The sequence below is a fragment of the Fretibacterium fastidiosum genome, from assembly GCF_964642095.1.
Classification (GTDB): Bacteria; Synergistota; Synergistia; order Synergistales; family Aminobacteriaceae; genus Fretibacterium; species Fretibacterium fastidiosum.
In genome coordinates this window covers 1,596,274-1,617,574 of record NZ_OZ209244.1, presented here as the reverse complement: position 1 = coordinate 1,617,574, position 21,301 = coordinate 1,596,274, and the positions used below count along the sequence as shown (strand labels likewise).

The 21,301-nt window shown below is 66.2% G+C and carries 17 protein-coding genes; 5 read left to right on the top strand and 12 right to left on the bottom strand.

Annotated features, from left to right (window positions below):
• The first annotated feature begins 97 nt into the window (after positions 1-97).
• Both ACK28C_RS07080 and ACK28C_RS07075 read left to right on the top strand, forming a co-directional pair.
• Positions 98-952, top strand: a complete 855-nt coding sequence (locus ACK28C_RS07080) for an NAD(P)-dependent oxidoreductase (RefSeq protein ID WP_243440711.1) — start codon at positions 98-100, stop codon at positions 950-952.
• 100 nt (positions 953-1,052) lie between these two features.
• The gene (locus tag ACK28C_RS07075; protein WP_015556392.1) at positions 1,053-1,349 is read left to right on the top strand and encodes a virulence-associated protein D; all 297 of its coding nucleotides are present in this window, start codon (positions 1,053-1,055) and stop codon (positions 1,347-1,349) included.
• A gap of 80 nt (positions 1,350-1,429) precedes the next feature.
• Here ACK28C_RS07075 and flgC read toward each other — a convergent pair whose 3' ends face one another.
• From flgC to ileS, 11 genes are all read right to left on the bottom strand, one after another.
• The gene (gene flgC, locus ACK28C_RS07070) at positions 1,430-1,849 is read right to left on the bottom strand and encodes a flagellar basal body rod protein FlgC (protein WP_015556393.1); all 420 of its coding nucleotides are present in this window, start codon (positions 1,847-1,849) and stop codon (positions 1,430-1,432) included.
• A gap of 16 nt (positions 1,850-1,865) precedes the next feature.
• Positions 1,866-2,303, bottom strand: coding sequence for a flagellar basal body rod protein FlgB (gene flgB / locus ACK28C_RS07065; RefSeq protein WP_243440590.1), 438 nt, complete (start codon positions 2,301-2,303; stop codon positions 1,866-1,868).
• 19 nt (positions 2,304-2,322) lie between these two features.
• Complete coding sequence (gene codY / locus ACK28C_RS07060; protein WP_015556394.1) at positions 2,323-3,249, bottom strand: GTP-sensing pleiotropic transcriptional regulator CodY; 927 nt, start codon at positions 3,247-3,249, stop codon at positions 2,323-2,325.
• A gap of 210 nt (positions 3,250-3,459) precedes the next feature.
• Positions 3,460-4,866 (bottom strand): ATP-dependent protease ATPase subunit HslU, encoded by a 1,407-nt coding sequence (hslU, locus tag ACK28C_RS07055; protein ID WP_015556395.1) that lies wholly within the window; start codon positions 4,864-4,866, stop codon positions 3,460-3,462.
• Positions 4,863-5,405, bottom strand: coding sequence for an ATP-dependent protease subunit HslV (hslV, locus tag ACK28C_RS07050; protein WP_015556396.1), 543 nt, complete (start codon positions 5,403-5,405; stop codon positions 4,863-4,865). The genes hslU and hslV overlap by 4 nt, the downstream gene beginning before the upstream one ends.
• Before the next feature lie 65 nt (positions 5,406-5,470).
• On the bottom strand, positions 5,471-6,409 hold the full coding sequence (locus tag ACK28C_RS07045; protein WP_279369723.1) for a tyrosine-type recombinase/integrase: 939 nt from the start codon (positions 6,407-6,409) through the stop codon (positions 5,471-5,473).
• Between the two features lie 217 nt (positions 6,410-6,626).
• Positions 6,627-6,791, bottom strand: coding sequence for a hypothetical protein (locus ACK28C_RS07040; protein ID WP_015556398.1), 165 nt, complete (start codon positions 6,789-6,791; stop codon positions 6,627-6,629).
• 320 nt (positions 6,792-7,111) lie between these two features.
• Positions 7,112-8,242, bottom strand: coding sequence for a histidine kinase (locus ACK28C_RS07035; protein ID WP_015556399.1), 1,131 nt, complete (start codon positions 8,240-8,242; stop codon positions 7,112-7,114).
• A 41-nt stretch (positions 8,243-8,283) separates the two neighbouring features.
• Positions 8,284-9,111, bottom strand: a complete 828-nt coding sequence (locus tag ACK28C_RS07030; RefSeq protein ID WP_409151986.1) for a M55 family metallopeptidase — start codon at positions 9,109-9,111, stop codon at positions 8,284-8,286.
• 103 nt (positions 9,112-9,214) lie between these two features.
• A complete protein-coding gene (locus ACK28C_RS07025; protein WP_409151985.1) occupies positions 9,215-10,138 on the bottom strand; it encodes an RluA family pseudouridine synthase in 924 nt (307 codons plus the stop codon).
• Positions 10,139-10,207: 69 nt separating this feature from the next.
• Positions 10,208-13,015 (bottom strand): isoleucine--tRNA ligase, encoded by a 2,808-nt coding sequence (ileS, locus tag ACK28C_RS07020; protein WP_409151984.1) that lies wholly within the window; start codon positions 13,013-13,015, stop codon positions 10,208-10,210.
• A gap of 296 nt (positions 13,016-13,311) precedes the next feature.
• On the opposite strand from ileS, the gene ACK28C_RS07015 reads away from it, so the two are divergent.
• Positions 13,312-14,928, top strand: coding sequence for an amidohydrolase (locus ACK28C_RS07015; protein WP_409151983.1), 1,617 nt, complete (start codon positions 13,312-13,314; stop codon positions 14,926-14,928).
• 77 nt (positions 14,929-15,005) lie between these two features.
• Entirely contained in the window at positions 15,006-16,511 is a 1,506-nt protein-coding gene (gene malQ / locus ACK28C_RS07010; protein WP_208872950.1) for a 4-alpha-glucanotransferase, read from the top strand.
• Between the two features lie 65 nt (positions 16,512-16,576).
• On the opposite strand, the gene ACK28C_RS07005 is transcribed toward malQ, so the two are convergent.
• Positions 16,577-17,743 carry an amidohydrolase gene (locus ACK28C_RS07005; RefSeq protein WP_409151982.1) on the bottom strand — a complete coding sequence of 389 codons (1,167 nt, stop codon included), beginning with the start codon at positions 17,741-17,743 and terminating at the stop codon, positions 16,577-16,579.
• 361 nt (positions 17,744-18,104) lie between these two features.
• Between ACK28C_RS07005 and ACK28C_RS07000 the strand changes: the two genes are divergently transcribed.
• Positions 18,105-21,266, top strand: coding sequence for a hypothetical protein (locus ACK28C_RS07000; RefSeq protein ID WP_409151981.1), 3,162 nt, complete (start codon positions 18,105-18,107; stop codon positions 21,264-21,266).
• The last annotated feature ends 35 nt before the right edge of the window (positions 21,267-21,301 follow it).

Here is a 21,301-nt window from a genome sequence, read left to right as displayed (position 1 = left end):
TTGTGCTATGATGAAGACCTGATCACGACAGGGGCTGAGGCCGTCGTGCGGGCGGCCCCGCGGATCGCATTCCAAAGGGGGTATCACATTGCGAAAAGTGGGTTTTATCGGCGTGGGCATCATGGGGAAGTCCATGGTGCGCAACCTGATGAAGGCGGGCTTTGAGCTCCGCATCTTCGCGCGGGACAGGGCGAAGGTCGCCGACGTGATCGCGGAGGGCGCGGCCTTCGGCAGCTCCATCGCAGAGTGCGTCAAGGGCTGCAGCGAGGTCATCACGATGGTGGGCTTCCCCCGCGACGTGGAGGAGGTCTACTTCGGGGCCGGGAACGTCCTGGACAGCGCGGAACGGGGCGCCTGCCTCATCGACATGACCACCAGCAGCCCGACGCTGGCCGAACGGCTCTACGCCGAGGGCACGAAGCGCGGCTTCCGGGTGATGGACGCCCCCGTGACCGGCGGCGAGACGGGGGCGCGGGACGGGACGCTCTCCATCCTGGCGGGAGGCGACAGGGCGGACTACGAGGCCTGCATGCCCCTGTTCCGCGCCATGGGCGCCAACGTCAACTACCAGGGCAAGGCGGGTTGCGGCCAACACGCGAAGCTGACGAACCAGATCATGATCGCAGGGACGCTCTCCGGCGTGTGTGAGGCCATCGCCTACGCACGGGCCAAGGGGCTGGACCTCGAAGTGCTGCTGAAGTCCCTGTCCACCGGTGCAGCGGCCAGCAGGCAGCTGGACGCCTGCTGGCCAAAAATCGCGGCGAACGACTTCCAGCCGAGCTTCTTCCTCAAGCACTTCCTGAAGGACCTGACGCTGGCCTCGGAGGAGGCGGCGCAGAGCCGCCTGCACCTGGAGGTCCTGGCTCAGGTGACGGAGGACTACGGAGAGCTGGCCCGCGACGGGTTCGGGGACATGGGGACTCAGACGCTGATCAAGCACTACGAACGGTAGCGCCGAGCGGTCGGAAAGAGGTTCGGCCGCTGGGTCCGCGATTGTTTGTGATAAAATGATCCTGGAGAGGCCGCCGCAACATTGAAACTCCGAAGGAGGGATGAGCGTGTACGCGATCGCGTTTGACCTGAAGGTTGCGGAACTCAAGAAAAATTATGGGGATCCCTACAACGGGGCCTATCAGGAGATCAATGAAGAGCTCAAAAAAGCGGGCTTTGAGTGGACACAGGGCAGCGTCTATCTCTCCATGAAGGACGGGGATAACCTTACCGCCGTGTATAAGGCGATCAACGCGCTTTCAAGGATTGAGTGGTTCAAAAATTCCGTGCGCGACATCCGGGCTTTTAAGGTCGAGGACTGGTCGGACTTTACCGACGTCGTCAAGGGACTGGCGTAGGGCTGGAGCAGGCTTCGAGGACAAACGTCAGCCCCGACTCTCGTCGGGGCTGATCGGTTCTTCAGGTTTTTTGGGCAGGGTTAGGCCCTCATGACCTCCAGGGCGCCGTTCCACATCTCGCGCGCCGTGGTGACGACGGAGAGGTTTGCCTCATAGGCACGGCTGGCCACCAGCATGTCCGTCATCTCCCGCACCAGGTTGACGTTGGGATAGGCCACGTAGCCGTCCTTGTCCGCATCCGGGTGGTCCGGCTGATAGGTCATCCGCGGGGCCGTCCGGTCCTCGGTGATGGCCGTGACGCGCACGCCGCCGATGTCGCGGTAGCCCCCGATGGTCCTGTCCAGCATCTCCGCGAAGACGGGCACGCGCCGCTTATAGGGCCCGCCGCTCAGCGTGCGGGTCGTGTTGATGTTCGCCAGGTTGGAGGAGATCGTGTCCATCCACAGACGATGGGCCGTCAGGGCGCTGCCCGCAACCTCCATGCTGTCAAAGACCTTCATCCAGGAACGCCTCCCTCTAGCGGCCCGCGATGACAGACTTCAAGAGCGCCGTCTTGCCCGCGGCAACGCGCATCATCGCCCCGTACATCATGCGGGTCTCCGACAGCACGGCCATCTCGCGCTCCGGGTCCACGTTGTTCCCGTCCAGGCGGTAGATTTCGTCCGACACCCTGATCTCCGAGGCCCTGACGTCCGACATGCGCAGGGGGCGAGACGGGATGTGTCCCGCATCCGTCACCGTCATGTGCAGCTTTCTGCCGTTCTCCATGACCTCGCGCATCTGGTCCTCAAAGGAGACGTTCCGGCGGGCGTAGCCCGGCGTGTTGGCGTTCGCCACGTTCCTCGTCACCGCCTTGAAGCGCTCCGCAAGGCACTCCGTCTCCTTCTCCACGACGCTCCAAGTGTAATCTCCCAGCACGGTCCTCACCTCTCCCTTCGCTTCATTATACACCACGAAGCGTTCCACGTCCCCTTCAGTACAGCACGCGGGGGGAGGTGGCCACGCCCAGCTCCTCCACGAAGAGAGGGCTCAGCACCTTGATGTAGGTGCCCTTCATCCCCAGGCTGCGGCTCTCGATGAGCCCCGCGCTCTCCAGCTTGCGAAGCGCGTTGACGATGACGCTGCGCGTCACCCCCACGCGGTCCGCCACCTTGCTCGCGATGGCGACCCCCTCGAGCCCGTCGATCTCCGCCAGGATGTGCTTCATGGAGGCCACCTCGGAGTAGGAGAGGGCCCGCATCGCCATCTGCACGGCAATGCGGTCGCGGGAGCGCTCCTCGATCGTCCGGTTGCGCTCGTTCAGAATCTCGATGCCCACCAGCGTGCCCAGGTACTCCGCCAGCAGGAGGTCCCGAAGCAGGAAGGGGGCGCGGAAACGGACCAGCAGCACCGTCCCCAGCCGCTCCGCCGCAGCGCCGATGATGGGGACGTACATCAGGTGCTTCTCCGGCCGCTCGCCCGCGTAGTCGTCATCGAACAGGAAGGCGTCCTCGTCGTGGACCTCGGAGTCCCTGCACCGGTTCATTCGGACCACGAACTCCTCCGGCATGACGCCGTTCTTCATACTTGCCGACAGGGCCTTGGACTCGTAGTCCGGAAGCCAGTTGTGCCCCAGCAGGTTGCCGATCTTGTCCACGATGTAGACGTTGGCCGTAGAGAATTCGGACAGGAGGCGGGCCAACCTGTCGTAGTCCAGGAGATCCCCCTCCCGGCGATTCTGCAGTGCCCGCCCCACCTGCCGCGTCTTCTCGAGGATGTCCTCCATCGCCTTCGTCACCGCTTCCGAACAGGGCCCCGCTTCCCACCCGCTCTCCGTGACGGAGGTTCCGTTCAGGATATCCACCGTCCCCTCAGCCTCCACTTTCCTCGTTCCACGCCGCTTTTCAGTTCTTTTTGCCATTGTTGCATTCCTCCTGAGGATCAGCCGGCGGAAGAACCGCACGGCCATCCGCTGCGTCAAGACTTAGAAGCAGGGCCAATGCGACACGCGATGCCGCACGCTGTGATTCGCCCGCCTGCTGTCCTTTTGCTACAGTATAACAATAATTTCACAACAATTCAACACAATTAAAGAGAACTTTAACCCAAATTTGCCTCAAGACCAGGGGGATCACAGGAGATAACGCCGTATGTCCCGGTTCTCCACGAGGGGGGCGAGGCGCTCGCGCACGAGGTCCGCGGTGATCTCGATCCGTTCGGGGCTCCGGTCGCAGACGCTGAAGCTGATCTCCTCCAGCAGCTGCTCCATCATCGTGTGCAGCCGCCGGGCCCCGATGTCCTCCATCTCGGCATTCATCTTGCTGGAGAGCTTGGCGATCTCCGCCGTTGCCTCCTCCGTGAAGACCAGCTCCGTGCCCTCCGTAGAGATGAGGGCCGTGTACTGGCGGATGAGGCTGTTCTCCGGCTCCGTCAGTATCTGCTGCAGGTTCTCCCAGCTCAGGGGCTCCAGCTCCACGCGGATGGGGAACCGCCCCTGCAGCTCCGGGATGAGGTCCGACGGCTTCACTCCGCTGAAGGCGCCCGCCGCGATGAAGAGGATGTGGTCCGTCTTGACGGGACCGTAGCGCGTCTGGACGACGCTGCCCTCCACGATGGGCAGGAGGTCGCGCTGCACGCCCTCGCGACTCACGTCCGGGCCCGTGCTGCCGCCCCGGACCACCACCTTGTCCAGCTCGTCCAGGAACACGATGCCGCCCTCCTGAACGATCTCGAGTGCCTCCCGCGCCAGCGTCTCCTTGTCGATGAGCTTCTCCGCCTCCTCGGACTGGAGGATGCGCAGCGCCTCCTTCACCTTCATGTGGCGCTTCCTGGAGCGCTTCGGCAGGATCCCGCTCAGCATCTCGCTGATGTTGACGCCCATGCTGTCCATGCCCGAAGCCCCCATGACGGGGATCGCCGTCACGGCGTCCGTCACTTCGACGTCCACCTCCCGGTCGTCCAGCCTGCCTGCCCTGAGCATCTCCAGCAGGCGAGCGCGCGTCCTGGTGTTCTCCTCGGCCTGCCCCTCTTCCTCCCGGTCCTCCTCGGCGGCCTCCTCCTGGGAGGCCCCAAAGGCCTTCATGAGGTCCGGCACGGAGAACCTGCGCTCCTTTTTGGGGAGCATCGCGTCCAGCAGCCTCTGCTCCGCCCGCTCCAGGGCGGGGGCCTGCATCGTCTCCAGCATCCGCCTGCGCACCATGGCGACGCCGAACTCCATCAGGTCGCGAATGATGGTCTCCACGTCGCGGCCCACGTAGCCCACCTCGGTGAACTTCGTGGCTTCCACCTTGATGAAGGGCGCGTCGGAAAGCGTCGCCAGGCGGCGGGCGATCTCCGTCTTGCCCACCCCCGTCGGCCCCACCATCAGGATGTTCTTCGGCATGATCTCGTGCGCCATCTCCGGGGGCAGCGCCCGCCGACGCAGGCGGTTCCTCAGCGCGATGGCCACGGCCCGCTTGGCTTTGTCCTGTCCCACGATGTAGCGGTTCAGGTACTCGATGATCCGCGAGGGCGTCAGCGCAGAATTCAGCCCGCTCATTCTCCAAGCACCTCCAGGGTCACGACGCTGTCCGTGTAGATGCAGATCTCGGAGGCCAGCTCGATGGCGCGGCGCGCGATGCGATCCGGGCTCCAGTCCGTGGCCTCCCGCAGCGCCCGCCCCGCCGCCAGCGCGTAGCCGGACCCGGACCCGATGGAGGCCACGTCGCCCTCCGGCTCCAGGATGTCCCCCGCTCCGCTCAAAAGCAGCGTCATGCTCCTGTCCGCCGCTAGCATCATGGCCTCGAGCCGGCGCAGCGCCTTGTCCATGCGCCACTCGCGCACCAGCTTCACGGCCCCCTTCATCAGGTCGCCCTTCTCCTGCTCCAGGCAGTTCTCAAAACGTTCCAAAAGCGTCATGGCGTCCGCCGTGCTGCCGGCGAACCCCGTCAGTATCTTTCCCCCCAGCAGCGGACGCACCTTGCGCGCCCCGGACTTGATGATCTGACTCCCAAGCGTCACCTGGCCGTCCCCCGCCATGGCGACCCGCGCTCCATCCCGAACGCAGACAATCGTCGTTCCCGTAAACAGCGTGATCATCCTTTCAGAAAAATGCCAAGCCATCCGTTTCGCCCCGTTTCGACACAGGCCATCGGCCGTGCGGCTCATCCCTCGTCCGTGCCGACGTGGGCCCTGGGGTGGGCCGCCGCGTAGCTCTCCTTCATCCAGGAGGCGCTGACCGTGAGGTAGATCTGAGTCGTGGCAAGGCTCTCGTGTCCCAAAAACTCCTGGACGAACTTCAGGGACGCCCCGTGCTCCAGAAGGTGCGTCGCGCAGCTGTGGCGCAGGACGTGGGGCGTCACCCCCTCAAGCCCCGCCCGGGCCGCCAGGGCCGTCACGACGCGATGCACCGTGCGGACCGTGACGGGCTTCTGCCCGGTCCGCCCCCTCCGTCCCTCCCTGCCGGGGCTGCCCGCTCCCTCGTGCCCCACAAAGACGAAGGGGCCGAGGGCCTGCTCCCCGCGCAGAGCCGTCAGCGCGCGCTGGGCGCAGCGGCCGAACGGCACGCGCCGCTCCTTGCTGCCCTTGCCCAGGATGATGAGCCAGCGCTCGTCCAGGTCCACGTCCTCCCAGCGCAGGCCGGTCAGCTCCGACACGCGAAGCCCGCAGCCGTAGAGGACCTCCAGGATCGCCGTGTCCCGCAGCGCCTCCTCCGACTCCCCCGCCGCAGCAAAGAGGCGTTCCACCACCTCCTCGCTGAGGGCGCGGGGAATGCGCCGGGGCGCGCCGGGGCCCCGCAGGTTTCGAGCCGGGTCCCGCTCCAGGACGCCGCGCTCCTTCAGGAAGGCAAAGAAGCTTCGGAGTGACGAGAGCTTTCGCGCCACCGTCGCCTTGGCGTATCCCCAGCCGAAGAGCGCCCGCAGGTACGCCCTCAGTATCGGCGCTTCCACCGACCGGACCTCCGACGCGCCACACCCCTCGAGGTACTCCGCGAACTGCCTGAGGTCCGAGGCGTAGTTGACCAGCGTGTGCTCCGATTGCGATCTGTTCTGCACCGACGCCATAAAGGCGTCGATCAGATGGTCCATCATCTCTGCAGTCATTTTTTAATAATACCAAGTTTTGGGATAATTACAAGGATTTATTCAAAAAAATCTCAATTGTAAAACGGGCCGTGGCTCGCGGTGAGCTTTGGCCCGTTCCTCAGACTTCATCTTTATTCAGCAGGAAAAACCGGGTCAAAGGGCGCCTGCGCCCTGTCGTTCTGCGTTAAAAACAAAGAAGCGGACCGTGCCGCCGTGAAGCCTGGGGCCGCGCTCCCTAGGCATAGAGCCGGCGCATCGCGCCGCTGCGATCCTTCAGGTAAAGCGCAATACCCTTCAGCGCCCCGTCCTCGCCGCGCACGGCGGGGACCAGAGAGCCGTCCGACGTGAGCCACAGGGGCCTCTCGTCGGAGTAGACCAGCTTGGTCGTCTCACATCCCATCCTTTCACCTCCCCTCCGCAAAGGAGGATACCACCTCCGCATCAAGTTTTGCACGACCCCACAGCCAGGCATTCACGAGGCCGATGCGGGACTCATAGTACCCCGACCGGCGCGAAATGTCAAACCGGCACGGCGGAATTACGCGGAAGGGCGGAGGGGAACTCCGCTACGGCTCAATCCGAAGCGTTGAAGGGGGGCTGCTACGGAGGGGTGGGACTGACGACCCGTGAGCAGGGGCGAACGGCAGCCGGAAGGCTCCCCGAAGGGGAGGCGAAAGCACGGCCGCGCTCGACGACGTGCAGCAGGATCGACCCCGCGCCTCACTCCCCCTCCCCGGTCCTCAGGGGCACCTTGAAGGCGATCGTCGTCCCCTTGCCGATGACGCTGCTCACCGTAAACTCCCCGCCCTGGACCGTGACCCGCTCCTCCATGTTCTGCAGGCCGTAGGAGCCCCGCTCCCGCGCCGCCGCCTTCTCCTTCTCCACGTCGAAGCCCTTGCCGTCGTCGATGATCAGGCCCCGGACGGTGCGCCGGGAGTTGCCGATCGTGACCTTCACGTGGGGGGCGCCGCTCTTCGCGGCGTTGACGACGGCCTGGTGAACGGTCTTGAAGACGTTGCCCCGCTGGAGCAGGGGGACCTCCTCCAGCTTGCCCGTCAGCTTCCACGTCAGCTCCGTGCCCCAGCTTCGCTTCACCTGGTCCGCCAGGCGCTTCAGCGGCACCTCGAACCCCATGTCGATCCCCGTCGGGCTGAGGCCGAACAAAAGGGATCGGACCTCGCTGAGCCCACCCCGCAGCTGGCTCAACGCCAGCTTCAGCTCGCCCGCCGCCTCGGTGTACTCCCCCCGCGACATGAGCTCCTGGGCCATCTCAAGGGTCAGGCCGAGGGCCGAGAAGGACTGGGTTGGCCCGTCGTGAAGCTCCTGGGCGAAGGATCGGGCCTCGCGCTCGGCGATCTGAAAGGCCGTGACCAGCGCCCCGTCGTTGACGATCTCCGCCGCCTGGGCCGCAGGCATCGCCTCCGGCAGCGCCACCAGGTTCATCACCATCCGCAGGCGCGTCCCCATGCTCTCGCTCTTGGAGACGACGCGCGACAGGGCGCGCTCCTCCTTCTGCAGCTCGTCCCGGCGCTGAGTCAGGTTGCGGTAACGTTCCTCAAGCAGGGCGTGCAGCTTCATGGACTCCGAGGCCCGGTCGTAGGCCTCCTTCTCCTCGGCGATGAGGCCCTGCTTCGAGTAGAGCACCAGCTTCTCCCGAAGGGACGAATACTCCCGCGAGGCGCTGTCGATCCCCGATGCCAGCTCCTTCAGCTCGATGGACATCGCGGTGATCCGGCTTCGCGCCTTCTCCAGGCGGGACGCCTCCTCCTTGCGGATCGAGTTCAGCTCGTCCAGGCTCTGTTGGATGAACTGAAGGATGCGGTCCTCCAGCACCGCTACCTTATCCGACATAACACCCCTCCATCAGGGACTCCGTTCCCCGACCGCCATGATCAGTCGCTGCCCAGGCCGATGAGAGCTCCGGACCACCGCCTCATCTCCGCCATACCATAGCCGCAGACGCGAAGCGTGCGCCCGCCCAGGCGCTCCACGCCCGGAAGGATGGCCCCCCGATCGCACTGGAGCGTCGTGTGGAAGGTGATGCGCAGGTCAAAGCTGCCGTCCCCGACGTCCATCCGCGGCGCGGTCCCCGCCCGGACCCGCTCCACGGCCTCCACGGCTGCAGCCCGCAGGAGCTTCGCGCTCTCGTCCGGGGTGAGGCACTCCGCCGAGAACCTGCCGTGCGCCTCCTTCACGCAGGCCGTCACCAGCCCGTCCCCCAACAGCGCCGAGGCCTCGCTGCAGGCCGCGCGGTCCCCCGTCAGCATCGCCACGGGGATGCCGTAGTGCGCCGCGACGGCGGCGTTAAGGCCCGTCTCCCCCACCTCGCGTCCGTTCAGCTGGACGGAGTAGACGCGCCGGCCGCTGACCGTGTGGTCCAACACCGCGTTCGGCGTGCCGGCCATGGCGTGGTAGGCGACGAAGATCACCGCGTCGGCTCCCCCGCACCCCTCCATCATCCCCATGACCTTCGGGGTCCCGCTCAGGAGGCGCACCCCCTGGTTCAGGGCGGAGACGTCCAGGTTGATCATCCGGTCGTGGGCGTCGTTCACCAGGACGTCCTCAACCCCGGCGTCCATCAACCCCTCGATCACCGCATTGACGTCGTGGAGCTGCATTTTGCAGCCGAACGCATACTCGACGGGCCTCTCGTGGTTCGTCTGATCGACGTGCACCACGCCCGTGGCCCCCTCAAGATCGGCGCTGATATAGACCTTCATTTGATTAACCTCATCCCCCCAGCACAGCAAAGCGGCAAAGCGCTCGTTCGTTTTTATTCCAGCTATTTTACACGAACCGACCGCATACATAAAGACTTAATCCTCATTGATTTGGGGTATTTTGCACTATGGGGGTCAAGCCCTCCCGAAGCTCGCGGGGCAGCGGAAGGCGGAAGGAGAGCGGGACGCCCGTGACGGGATGCGGGAAGGCCAGACACCACGAGTGCAGGAACACGCGCCCCAGCTCCCGCCCCCTGGACGCGCCGTAGAGCGCGTCGCCGAAGAGCGGGTGCCCCAGAGCCGCCATGTGGACGCGGATCTGGTGCGTGCGCCCCGTAAAGAGGGAACAGACCGTCAGCGACGCCCCACCCCGGCGCCACAGGACGCGATAGCCCGTGAGGGCGGGGCGCCCCCCCTCCACCACGGCCATGCGCAGCGGGTTCTCCGGGTCCCGCGCGATGGGGCCGGAGAGGGTCCCCCGATCGGAGGGAAGGGCCCCCTGCGCCAGGGCCAGGTACTCCTTCGTCACCCGGCGCGCCTGAAACATCCGCTGCAACTCCTCCATGGCTTCCTGACGCCGGGCCACCACCATGAGGCCCGACGTCGTGGCGTCCAGCCGATGCACGATGCCGGGCCTCAGTCGGTTCCTCAGGAGGCGCATCTCAGGGTAGCGCCACAGGAGCCCGTGAACCAGCGTGCCGCGCCAGTGTCCCGGCGCAGGGTGTACGACGAGCCCCGCGGGCTTGTCGATCACCGCCAGGTCCCGGTCCTCGTACACGACCCCGAACGCCGCCGGCTCCGGCTCGATCTCCATCCCCTCCGGCTCCGGGAGAGCCACGCGGTAGGCGGCGCCCGGCAGGACCTTTGCGGCAGGCCTGAGGCGCCCCCCCGGCCCCTCCACCCGGCCCTCCTTCAGGAGCCTCTGGGCGAAGGAGCGCGTGACGCCAAGCCCGTGGGACAGGAAGACGTCGAGGCGGCCGCCCTCCTCGTCCCCCATCAGGGTCTCCAACGCCTCGCCTTCGGCCATGTGGGCGCACCTCCCTTCAAAAAAAGGCCCCCTTGCACAGGGGGCCACGGTTCCAGCGGGGCACGGAGGTCAGCACATTCCGCGCAGCACGGCAGCGCAGCGCGGACACAGGCCCTCGTCGTCCGCCGCGTCGGAGTACTTCCAGCAGCGCGGGCACTTCGTGCCCTCCGTGAAGCCGCCCGCCGCCTCGATGCCCGTCTCCGCGTCCTTGAAGCGTCGGGGGAGCGTCAGCTCATCGACGAAGTCGAAGCGGGAGACGATGCAGACGTCCGCCAACTCCTGAGGCGTGAAGCCCTCCATGGCGGGGTTCGTGGCCTCGGACCGCTTCACCTGGACGGCGGCCTCCAGCGAGGTGCCGATGGTCTTGTCCGCCCTCAGGCCCTCCAGCATCCGGCTCACCGCGCCCCGCAGCGTCAGAGCGTTCTCCCACAGCGCGTCCAGCCCGTCGTCCACCCTGGCACGGTCCGCCGTCGGGAAGTCCGTCAGGAAGACGCTCTCGGCCAGCGACGGGTCAAGAGAGCGCATCTCCTGCCAAATCTCCTCCGCCGTGAAGCTCAGGAGGGGCGCCAGCATCCGGGTGAGGGCGGAGAGGACCTCCCACATGGCGGTCTTGGCGCTGCGGCGGGTCAGGGAGTCCGCCGCCTCGACGTAGAGCCTGTCCTTGCTCACGTCCAGGTAGAAGGCGCTCAGCTCGTTGACGCAAAAGGAGTGGATGGCCGACGTCGGCATGTGGAACTCGTAGTCCTCCATGGAGCCCCGCACTCGCTCGATCGTCCGCTGCAGGCGGTCCAGAATCCAGCGGTCCATCGACAGCAACCCCTCGTAGGGCACGGCGTCCCTGGCGGGGTCGAAGCCGTGGAGGTTCCCCAGGAGGAAGCGCGCCGTGTTTCGGATGCGGCGGTACGTCTCCGACAGCCCCTTGATGATGCCCTTCGAGATGCGAACGTCGTTCCTGTAGTCCGTGGAGGCCACCCACAGGCGCAGGATGTCCGCGCCGCTCTCGTCCACGATCTCCTCCGGAAGAATCGTGTTGCCCAGGGACTTCGACATCTTGCGCCCTTCGCCGTCCAGGATGAAGCCGTGGGTCAGGACGCTGCCGTAGGGCGCGCGGCCCTCGATGGCCACGGAGGCCAGGAGGGAGGACTGGAACCAGCCCCGGTGCTGGTCGCTGCCCTCCAGGTACATCTCGCAGGGCCAGGAGAGGCCGAAGTCCTCGTTCAGCACGGCCAGGTGCGAGACGCCGGAGTCGAACCACACGTCCAGGATGTTGCTGTCCTTCTCCACGTTGCGCGAGCCGCAGTGGTCGCACAGGGCCCGGTCCCCGAACAGGTCCTGAAGGGAGCGGCTCCACCAGATGGAAGTCCCTTCCGGGTCCCCGTTCACCCTCTCCGCCAGCGTCCGGATGCGGTCCGCCGTCAGCGTGAAGGCGCCGCAGTCCCTGCAGTGCATGGCCGGCACGGGGACGCCCCAGACCCTCTGGCGGCTGATGCACCAGTCGGAGCGGGTCTGCACCATGTTACGGATGCGGTCGTGTCCCCAGCCGGGGATCCAGCGCACCTCGTCGTCGATGACGCGGAGCGCCTCGTCCTTGAACTTCGTCACGTCGATGAACCACTGGTCCGTGGCGCGGAAGATGACGGGCTTCTTACAGCGCCAGCAGTGGGGGTAGCTGTGCATCAGCCTGCCCTGTCCCAACAGCCGGTCGCGGGCCCGCAGCATCTCAAGGGCCTTCGCCCCGCCCTCCTCCAGGGACATGCCGGCCACGACGGGGACGTCCTGCTCGAAGCGCCCCGTGCTGTCCACGGAGCTCGCGATCCGGAGCCCGTAGCGGATGCCCGTCTCGTAGTCCTCCACGCCGTGACCGGGGGAGGTGTGGATGCAGCCGGAGCCCATGTCCAGCTCCACGTAGTCCGCCAGCACCATCAGGATCTCGCGGTCGTCGTAGAAGGGGTGCGTGCCCTTGAGCCCATCCAGCTCCGCACCGGGGACGACGAGGAGGGGGTCACCCAGGGCAAGCCCCGCGGCCGCGCAGACCGCGCCCTTCAGGTCCACGGCCAGGCAGTACACCCGGTCGCCGCATTCGTAGAACCCGTACTCGTAGCGGGGGTGGACGGCGACGGCGGCGCTGGAGGGCAGCGTCCAGGGCGTCGTGGTCCAGATGACGACGTAGACGTCCTTCCCCTCCAGCTGCGGGAACCGCTTCGTCGCGCCGGGCAGGGGGTAGGCGGCGTAGACGGAGGGGGACTCCTCGTCCCAGTACTCGATCTCGCCGGCCGCCAGGGCCGTCTGACAGTCGATGCACCAGTAGACGGGCTTCAGCCCGCGATAGATCAGATTCTTGTCCACCATGTCGGCAAAGGCGTCGAGCTCATGACGTTCGTAGCCGGGGTTCAGCGTGACGTAGGGCCTCTCCCACTCGCCGAGGCCCCCCAGGCGCATAAACTGCTCCCGCTGCACGTTCAGGAAGTGCAGCGCCGTCTCCCTGCACCTCCTGCGCAGCTCCAGGGGGTCCACGCCGTCCTTCGAGATGTGGCTGTCCCTCAGCGCCCGAAGCTCGATGGGCAGGCCGTGGGTGTCCCAGCCCGGAACGTAGGGGGCGTATCGCCCCGTCATCATCTTGTACTTGACGATGAAGTCCTTCAGCACCTTGTTGAAGGCCGTCCCCAGGTGGATGTTGCCGTTGGCGTAGGGGGGGCCGTCGTGGAGCACAAAGCGTTCCGGGGCGCCTTCCCGTGCCTTCAGGGCCTTGTGGTAGATGTCCTTCTCCTGCCAGAACTTCAGAAAATCGGGCTCCCTCTTCGCCAGATTGGCCCGCATGGGGAAGTTCGTGACGGGAAGGTTCAGCGTGTCCTTATAGTCCTTCTCCTGACTGCTCATGATAAAAAGCTGCCTCCCGAATCATTCCGCGCCCTGCCCGTCCTTCGGGACAGCCGCGCCGGTCTTCCGCCGGACCTCCGCTCCCTGCCGGGAGCGGGCGGACCGACGGCGCGATAATTGACAATCTTATCACACAAACGCGGATTTTGACGGCAAACGCCGCTTGCAAGTCAGGCGATCGTGAGGACAGCACGCCACTTCGGGCGCCGGGCCGGCGTTCAAAAACGCCTTTTGACGTTTATAATAAAGTCAGGAAAATTCAGCGCCCCTCCGGGGGCGAAGGAGGCTGCATTCGGATGCGGCAGACGGAAAGGATTGCCCTGATCAACGGACGCATTCACACCCCAAACGGCATCATGGACTCCCTGACGGTCGAGGCGGGGCGCGTGGCGGCGGTCGGCATGGTGCCCGCCGCGCGACCCTCCGGGGACGCGAGGGTCTTCGACCTGCAGGGGCGCACGGTGCTGCCCGGCTTCTGCGATTCCCACGCGCACTTCCTGCACTGGGCGATGGCTCAGGAGCAGGTTCAGCTTGGGGGGTGCCACTCCATGGACGAGCTCCTGGAGACCCTCGCCAACTTCGCCGCGGAGCACCCCTTCCCCGCAGGCGGCTGGTACCGCGGCCTGGGCTGGACGGCCGAGAACCTGCGGGGCGCCACCCCCACCCGACACGACCTCGACGCGGTCCTCCCCAACGTCCCCGTCATCCTGTGGCGCGCCTGCGAGCACGTGGCCGCGGTCAACACGGCGGCGCTGGAGGCCGCAGGCATCACGCGCGACACCCGCGTGGAGAGGGGGACCGTGGAGCTGGGGCTGGACGGCGAGCCCGACGGCATCCTGAAGGAGGCGGCCGTCGAACTCGTGGAGCGATGCCTGCCCCCCCTGTCGGACGAGGACCTCACCCGCCTGCTGCACGCCTGCGGCCCCCTGGCCGCGAGCTTCGGCCTGACGGAGATCCACTCCGACGACCTCGCCGTCTTCTCCTTCGACTTTCGCAGGGCGGAGCGGTTCTTCATGGACGCGGCCCTAGCGGGGGACCTGCCCTTCCGCCTGCGGGAGCAGATGCGCCTGCCCAGCCGGGACCTCCTGCTGGACTTCCTCTCCGACGGGTGGCGGAGCGGTGACGGAGTGCCCTTCTTCCAGATCGGGCCGATGAAGCTCATCTGCGACGGCTCCCTGGGGGGAAGGACGGCCTGCCTGAAGCAGGACTACGCCGATGCGTGGGGCGAACGGGGCATGGTCCTCTTCGACCAGGAGGAGCTGGAGGACCTGGTCCTCACCGCCCACCTGTCCGGGATGCAGACGGCGCTGCACGCCATCGGGGACCGGACGCTCGACATGTGCCTGGAGGCCCTGGAGCGCGCTCAGTCGGAGCGGAGGTGGAGCGCCCGCCACATCATCGTCCACGCCCAGGTGGCGGACGACGACCAGCTCGACCGGATGCGGACTCTGAGGCTCTGCGCCGCCATCCAGCCCTCCTTCGTGCCCTCGGACCGCGCCATGGCCAGGGAGCGGCTGGGGCAGGAGCGGGCGGACCGGAGCTACCGCTGGCGCACCATGATGCGGCGGGGCATCGTCCTGGCGTCGGGCTCGGACGCCCCCATCGAGGACCTGCGCCCCCTGACGGGCATCCAGGCCGCCGTGACGCGGGCGGCCCCAGGCGGCGGCGAGGGCGCATGGAATCCCCAGGAGCGCCTCTCCGTGGCCGAGGCCATCGCCACCTGCACGTGGAACGCCGCCTGGTGCGGCCACAACGAGGGGCGCCGCGGCGAGATCGCGCCGGGGCGCGACGCGGACCTCGTGGTGCTGGATCGGGACCCCTTCGCCGTCCACCCCGGCGACCTCGCGGAGATCGGAGTGGACCTGACCCTCTGCGGCGGGCGCGTCACCCACAGCTCAGGCCGTCTCGACTGAGGGAGCGCGGCGGGGCCGCGTGAGGCGGAAAAAACTCCCCCTGCGCCCTGCCGGCCCTACTTGGAGGTTTTAATAAATTGAAAACGGACAGGAGAAAATGCGGTGTGCTGCTCCCCATGACCTCGCTTCCCTCGCGCTTCGGGATCGGCGACATGGGGCCGGGGGCGCTGCGGTTCGCGGAGTTTCTGCAGGGGGCGGGGCAATCGCTGTGGCAGGTCCTGCCCCTGACCGCGACGGACGCGGGGTGCGCCCACTCGCCCTACAGCCCCGCTTCGGCCTTCGCCGGCAGCGGCCTCCTGATCAGCCCGGAGGGCCTGATGGAGGACGGGTTTCTGAGCCAGGAGGACCTGGACAGCGCGCCCAACTTCTCGAACGACCGGGTGGACTACGGCGCGGCCGGAGCCTTCAAGGCAACGCTCCTGCAAAGGGTGTGGGCGCAGTTTCACCGCGGCGGCGAGAGCGCGGACTTCAAGGCCTTCTGCCAGAGCCAGGGGGAGTGGCTGGAGGACTGGAGCCTCTTCATCTCCATCAAGGGCGCCATGGGCGGGCTCGCCTGGCGCGACTGGCCCGACGGGCTGAAGTTTCGCCGCCCTCAGGACCTCGACCGGTTCCGTCGAGACCACAACGGTGACATCGGGCTTCAGAACTTCATCCAGTACGTCTTCGCGCGGCAGATGTCCGTGCTGCGGAGGCGCATGGCGGAGCTGAAGCTGGAGCTGGTGGGGGACGTCCCCGTCTACGTCATGGGGGACTGCGCCGACGTCTGGGCCCACCCGGACCTCTTCGACCTGGACGAGGACCTGAACTTCGTCTCCGTGGCGGGCGTCCCCCCGGACTACTTCAGCGCCAAGGGGCAGCTCTGGGGCAACCCGACGTACAACTGGGAGGCCATGCGGAGGGACGGCTTCCGCTGGTGGACCGGACGCCTGCGCCGCCTCCTGACCTTCTTCGACCGCGTGCGCATCGACCACTTCCGGGGGCTCATCGCCTACTGGGCGCTGCCGGCGGACGCCGAGACGGCCGAGCACGGGGAGTGGCGCAGCGTGCCCCACCGGGAGTTCTTCAGCGCCCTCAGGAGCGAGTTTCCGAACGCGCCCTTCTGGGCGGAGAACCTGGGAATCCTCACCCCGGAGGTGGAGGAGGCCCGCACCGCCATGGGGCTTCCCGGAATGACGATCCTCCACTTCGCCTTCGGGCACCCATCGGACAACCCCTACGCCCCCCACAACCACACGCCGGGAACCGTGGTCTACACGGGAACCCACGACAACAACACCTCCCGCGGATGGCTGATGGCCGACGCCACGCCCTGGGAACGGGCGAACCTCTCCGCCTACCTGGGGTGCGAGGTGACGGCAGGGAGCGTGTCCGGGGTCATGACGCGCATGGCCCTGGCCTCCGTGGCGGAGACGGCCGTCATCCCCATGCAGGACTGGCTCGACCTGGGACCGGAGGCCCGAATCAACACCCCGTCCACCACGGCGGGGAACTGGACGTGGCGCATGAAGCCGGGCGCCATCACGCCCGACCTCACGCAGCGGATGCGGTCGCTCTGCGAGCTCTACGGGCGTACCGGCGCGTAACACAAAAAAGGCAGGAAACACGGGAGGAGCGGGTTCAGTCCCGCTCCTCCCGTCGTCTTTTCGCTTCAGCTCAGGTTGTCGTAGACCGTGCCGTCGATGATGGTCCGCTCGCACAGCGTGAAGTTGTTGAAGGGGTGCCCGCTCCACACCGCGAGGTCCGCGTCCTTGCCCGGCTCGATGCTTCCCATCCGGTCCCCCAGCCCCAGCAGGCGTGCCGGACGGAGGGTGACGGCCTCGAAGGCCGCCCTCTCGCTCAGGCCATGGGCCATGCAGAGGCCGACGTGCATCGGCAGGTACTTCGTCCCGGAGGAGGTGTCCGCCGTCAGACAGAAGTTGATTCCGGCCTCCTCCATCCTCGCGGGCGTCGTCAGCTTCCGACCCCATATCTCCATCTTGCCGGGGGGCATCGTCAGCGGGCCGATGACGCAGTCCACGCGGTGCTCCCTCAGGAAGTCCAGGATCAGGTAGCCCTCCGTGCAGTGCTCGATGGAAAAATCCAGGCGGAACTCCTCGGCGATGCGGATGGCCGTCACGATGTCGTCCGCCCGGTGGCAGTGGATGCGGCACTTCCTCTGGCCCCGGACGACGGGGACCAGCTCCTCCAGCGCGAAGTTGCGCTTCGGCCTCTTTTCGGGATCCGCCTCCCCCGCCCGAAGCTCCTCGGAGTAGTCCAGCGCCTCATAGAGCGTCCGGCGCAGGATGGCGGCCAGGCCCATGCGCGTCATGGGAGCTCGCTTCTGCTCGACGCCGTAGACCCGTTTGGGGTTCTCCCCCAGCGCGAACTTCATGTGCTCCGAGCCGGGGATGGCGATGTCGAAGACCGTCGCCCCCCGTCTGGTCTTGAAGCTGATGCCGGTGCCTCCGATGACGTTGGCCGACCCGGGACCGGTGTAACAGGTGGTAAAGCCGGCGCGCCGGGCCTCCTCGATGGCCATGTCAAAGGGATTCAGGGCGTCGATGCCGCGCACCTGGGCCGTCACCGGGTCGGTCTTCTCGTTTCCGTCGATCTGGGCGGGCAGGGTATTGGGCTCGTTAAAGGTCGAGATGTGCGTGTGGGCGTCGATCAGCCCCGGCGTCAGCCACTTCCCCGTCAGGTCCAGGACCTCCGCCCCGGCCGGGACCGCGACGTCCACGCCGCAGGCCGCGATCTTTCCATCCTCCACCAGGACCGTGCCGCGCTCGAGCGTCCTCCCCGCAACCGTGACGACCCTCGCGTCTTTCAAGACAAGCATCTTTCAGAAAAACCTCCAACCATCAGGATATTCTTAACGCGACGATTGTACAACGAAATCCCGCCGAAGGGCAGTCCGCCTCCATGGCAGACCGTCCCCTCCGGCGCTTACGACGGAGCACCAGGGCATCGAGGCTTCCGTCCTGCATCGGGCCACACGGCGCATCCAAGAAAGGATAAACCAACCAATATTTATTTAAAATAATTAAATTTGAAAAATAATTATTCGTCTTGTAGATGCTTAAGTAAACATGTATAATCTCAGTTCGTTTTTCAAAATCATCTCTTAGCGGCAAAGGAACATTTCCCTCTGGCTTTCGTCTTGAGGAGGAGGTTCCAATCTTGTAAGGAGGGACATCGTTTTGAGAGGTAAGCGAAAAGTGTTGGGTTGGCTCGCGCTGACAGGCGCGCTGGCGGTCGGTACCGCCTGGGCCACGGCAAGCGTTCTGGAGGTCCCCCCGGGGACGACGAATGGTGCCGATTTCACCCTGACGCCCACGGACGACGACGGCGTCTTCAACACCATCCGGGGAGGGGGACGCTTCGAGGGGGCCGTCAAGGGCGAGCCCGGCAGGACGCGGGTGCTCCAGCTTACGGCTGCGGGCAGCGGGTCCCTGGTCGTGGCTCCCGGCGCGCAAAAGTCCCTCGACGGCGATGCGGGGAACAAAACCTTCCAGCTCCTCGTGAGTTCCGACGCCGGCAGGAGGGTCGTCGTCAGAGGGTCGAACGGGGACAACCCTTCGGAGGAGGAGTACAGGACCCATTACAGCGGGGGGACGCTGATCCGAGGCGGCGTGCTGAGCGCGGCCAACGACGCCCTCGGACAGGGATGGGTCGGCATCCTGAGCGCGCCGTACTCGGCGAACGCCCCCACCCTGGCGGCCGACGGTCCCCTTCCCCTAACCCTGGGGGCAGCAAGGGCCGAGGGACAACCCCTGCTGCTGTTCGTCGAAAGCGAGGACGTGGGGAACGAGCGCCTCACCTATGGCATCCTGGACGCCCCTGACCAGCAGGAGCTGACCCTTCGGCACGGCCTGGGCCAAAGGCAGGTCAGGAGGCCCAGGGCCATGGCTCTGGGGGATGAGTTGGCGGAGCTCGAGGCGTTCGACAACGACTTCTACGGGTCCACGTCGGGCAAGGGTTTTGTCCGCCTGGTCAAGACGGGCAAGGGGACGCTGACGATCGATTCCGACGCGCGGACACCCAACCTCGCGAACGCCGGGGACAAGGGCCTCGAGGCCAGGGCCCTGGACGGGGCGCACCATTTGGGCGGCACGGACGTGCGGGAGGGCAGCCTGATCGTCCGTGGCGGGGAGTTCAAGGTCCCCGGCGACCACTTCCGCGGCTCCCTGGGCAGGGTCTGGGCATCCTTCCAGGGCAGCGGATCCCTGGCGGACACCGAGTCCTTCAACCGGGGACTTCTGAGGGAGAAGGCGCTTCACACGGAGAGCAATTATGTGACTTGTCACTTCTACAACCCTCTCTGGATCAGGAAGGGCGCCAGCGTCGCCGTGGACCGCAGCCAGATCTTCAGCCAGCTGAACACCGAGCCTGACTCCACGTTCGAGGCAAAACCCTATGCCGTGGGCGGACAGCTCCATTACCCCTACGTCGTGGTGACCCTGGACGGGAACGACTCGCACGTGGACGGGCTGCTGAAGGGCAAGTTTCACCTGGTGCTCGATTCCCGACTTGGGAAACGACATCCCCGGGACTTTACGTTCCAGAACAAGGATTACTCGGGGAGAAACCTAACCCTGTTCCTCAACAACCCAAAGAACAAAATCTTCGCCGAGGGCGAGACCCTGGTGGTCAATGGGGTCCTGGAGCTTGCAGGCGCCGGGTCCATCGGAGGGGGCAAGGTGACGGTCGGAGCCATCAAGGAAGAGGACGGCTTCGAGACGGGAGGCGGAGCCACCCTGGTGGCCGCGAAGACTCTGGAGGTGGCCGGCAAGGCCGAGGTCAAGTTCGGCGGCATGCTGGCGGCCGAGCAGGGGCAGGTGTTGTCCTTCAGGGACATTGCCGTCAACACACACAAAAAGCTGCCAAGCGGCAAATTTCAATCAGGTCCCCTCACGATCAATTCGGCCATTACGGGCGGCAGCCAAAACCTGAGCGGCGCGGTGGAGTTCGGCGGCGAGGGCAGGAGGTTCAACTGGACGAGTCCCCTGAATATCCATGTCCGCGGCGGAGAATTGCGTCTGAGCGGCCTTCCGGAGAGGACGGCATCGGGAAACGAACCCCTTGCCCGCATCAATATCGGGATAGGGAACAGGGCCCTGGCCAGAACATTTTCTCTGGGCAGGGGCGTCAGGGACCTCTCCAAAAACGTGGAGCTGAGCCTGGGGAAATACAGCTGCATCGGCGTCGTTCCCAATGACGGCGACGTCGCCGGCACGCGCGCCGAGGCGGCGGACAGGAGCCCCATCTTCAAGGCCAAGACCATCGACTATTACTACCTGGACGGCGTTGATCCCCGACTGACCATCCAGCTGGACCCCTCGCAGCTCACCGCCAGGACGCTCAAAAAAGGCTGGATATCCCTGATCGGTTCCGTCGAGGCGAAGGAATGGAAGAAGCTGCGCACCAAGGACAAGGCGACGGGGGAGAGCTTTACGAAGGTCCGGGTCTCCTGGCTGAACGCCTCGAAGGACATCGTCCCGGGCAATGCCGCCTCTGAGGACGCAAGCGCCCGGGTTCACCTGGACGACGATAAGTTCACGATCCTGCTCGAGGTCTTCGAGGACGTCAAGGCCCCGGAGAATCCCGTGCCGCAGCCCAACCCCAACCCAGGGCCCAATCCCCAACCCAATCCCAACCCTGGGCCCAACCCCAATCCCGGCCCCACTCCCAACCCTCAGAACCCCACGCCGGACAAGCCCGATCGGCCGACCCCGGACAAGCCCACGGAGCCCTCTCCCGGCAAGCCCGACAAGCCGTCGCCGGACACGCCCAGGCCGAATGAGCCGACAAACCCGGACGACAACGCCGTCCCCAGGGACCCGGAGCAGTGGGGAATCTCCGTTGGTGAGCCGGACGCTGCGGGGAACGTGCCCGTGAGGCTGCAGGTGAGGATATCGCTGCCCAAGCCGCCGGTCGCGGGTTCCCTGAAGGCGGACGCCACCGGGTTCGTCCCCGGGACGCTCACGGTCGAGGCCGTTCAGGAAGGCGGCGCGAAGGCCTTGGCGGAGGGGCTGGAGGCAGAGGCTATGGAACAGGAGGCTGCATCTGCCCAGGCCTCGAGCTACGGGCTTCGGATCTCGGGCAAGGTGGCCAGGGGCCAGTGGGATACGGCCAGCATCCGGGCGATACGCTGCAGGCTGGAGGGCGTCGAGGGCGAGAGGACCATCGGCCTGGGCGACCAGGGAATCCTCCTGAAGTCCATGAAGAAGCAGGAGCCCGAGGCGAAACCCGAGGAGAAAAAGACCTCTGGGAGCGGCGGATGCGACGCCGGCTTTGGCGGGCTGCTCCTGCTGGTCGCTGCGGTTCTGCTTCCGTACCGCAGGGCACATAAAGCGAAGTAAAACGGTTTACGTCATGCGGCCCCCGCCGTGCTTTT

Coding starts and splice junctions, on each gene's coding strand:
- ACK28C_RS07075 (WP_015556392.1), top strand. CDS start 1,053: ATGAGCGTGTACGCGATCGCGTTTGACCTGAAGGTTGCGGAACTCAAG.
- flgC (WP_015556393.1), bottom strand. CDS start 1,849: ATGAAGGTCTTTGACAGCATGGAGGTTGCGGGCAGCGCCCTGACGGCC.
- codY (WP_015556394.1), bottom strand. CDS start 3,249: ATGGCAAAAAGAACTGAAAAGCGGCGTGGAACGAGGAAAGTGGAGGCT.
- hslU (WP_015556395.1), bottom strand. CDS start 4,866: ATGAGCGGGCTGAATTCTGCGCTGACGCCCTCGCGGATCATCGAGTAC.
- hslV (WP_015556396.1), bottom strand. CDS start 5,405: ATGATCACGCTGTTTACGGGAACGACGATTGTCTGCGTTCGGGATGGA.
- ACK28C_RS07045 (WP_279369723.1), bottom strand. CDS start 6,409: ATGACTGCAGAGATGATGGACCATCTGATCGACGCCTTTATGGCGTCG.
- ACK28C_RS07040 (WP_015556398.1), bottom strand. CDS start 6,791: ATGGGATGTGAGACGACCAAGCTGGTCTACTCCGACGAGAGGCCCCTG.
- ACK28C_RS07035 (WP_015556399.1), bottom strand. CDS start 8,242: ATGTCGGATAAGGTAGCGGTGCTGGAGGACCGCATCCTTCAGTTCATC.
- ACK28C_RS07030 (WP_409151986.1), bottom strand. CDS start 9,111: ATGAAGGTCTATATCAGCGCCGATCTTGAGGGGGCCACGGGCGTGGTG.
- ACK28C_RS07025 (WP_409151985.1), bottom strand. CDS start 10,138: ATGGCCGAAGGCGAGGCGTTGGAGACCCTGATGGGGGACGAGGAGGGC.
- ileS (WP_409151984.1), bottom strand. CDS start 13,015: ATGAGCAGTCAGGAGAAGGACTATAAGGACACGCTGAACCTTCCCGTC.
- ACK28C_RS07015 (WP_409151983.1), top strand. CDS start 13,312: ATGCGGCAGACGGAAAGGATTGCCCTGATCAACGGACGCATTCACACC.
- ACK28C_RS07005 (WP_409151982.1), bottom strand. CDS start 17,743: ATGCTTGTCTTGAAAGACGCGAGGGTCGTCACGGTTGCGGGGAGGACG.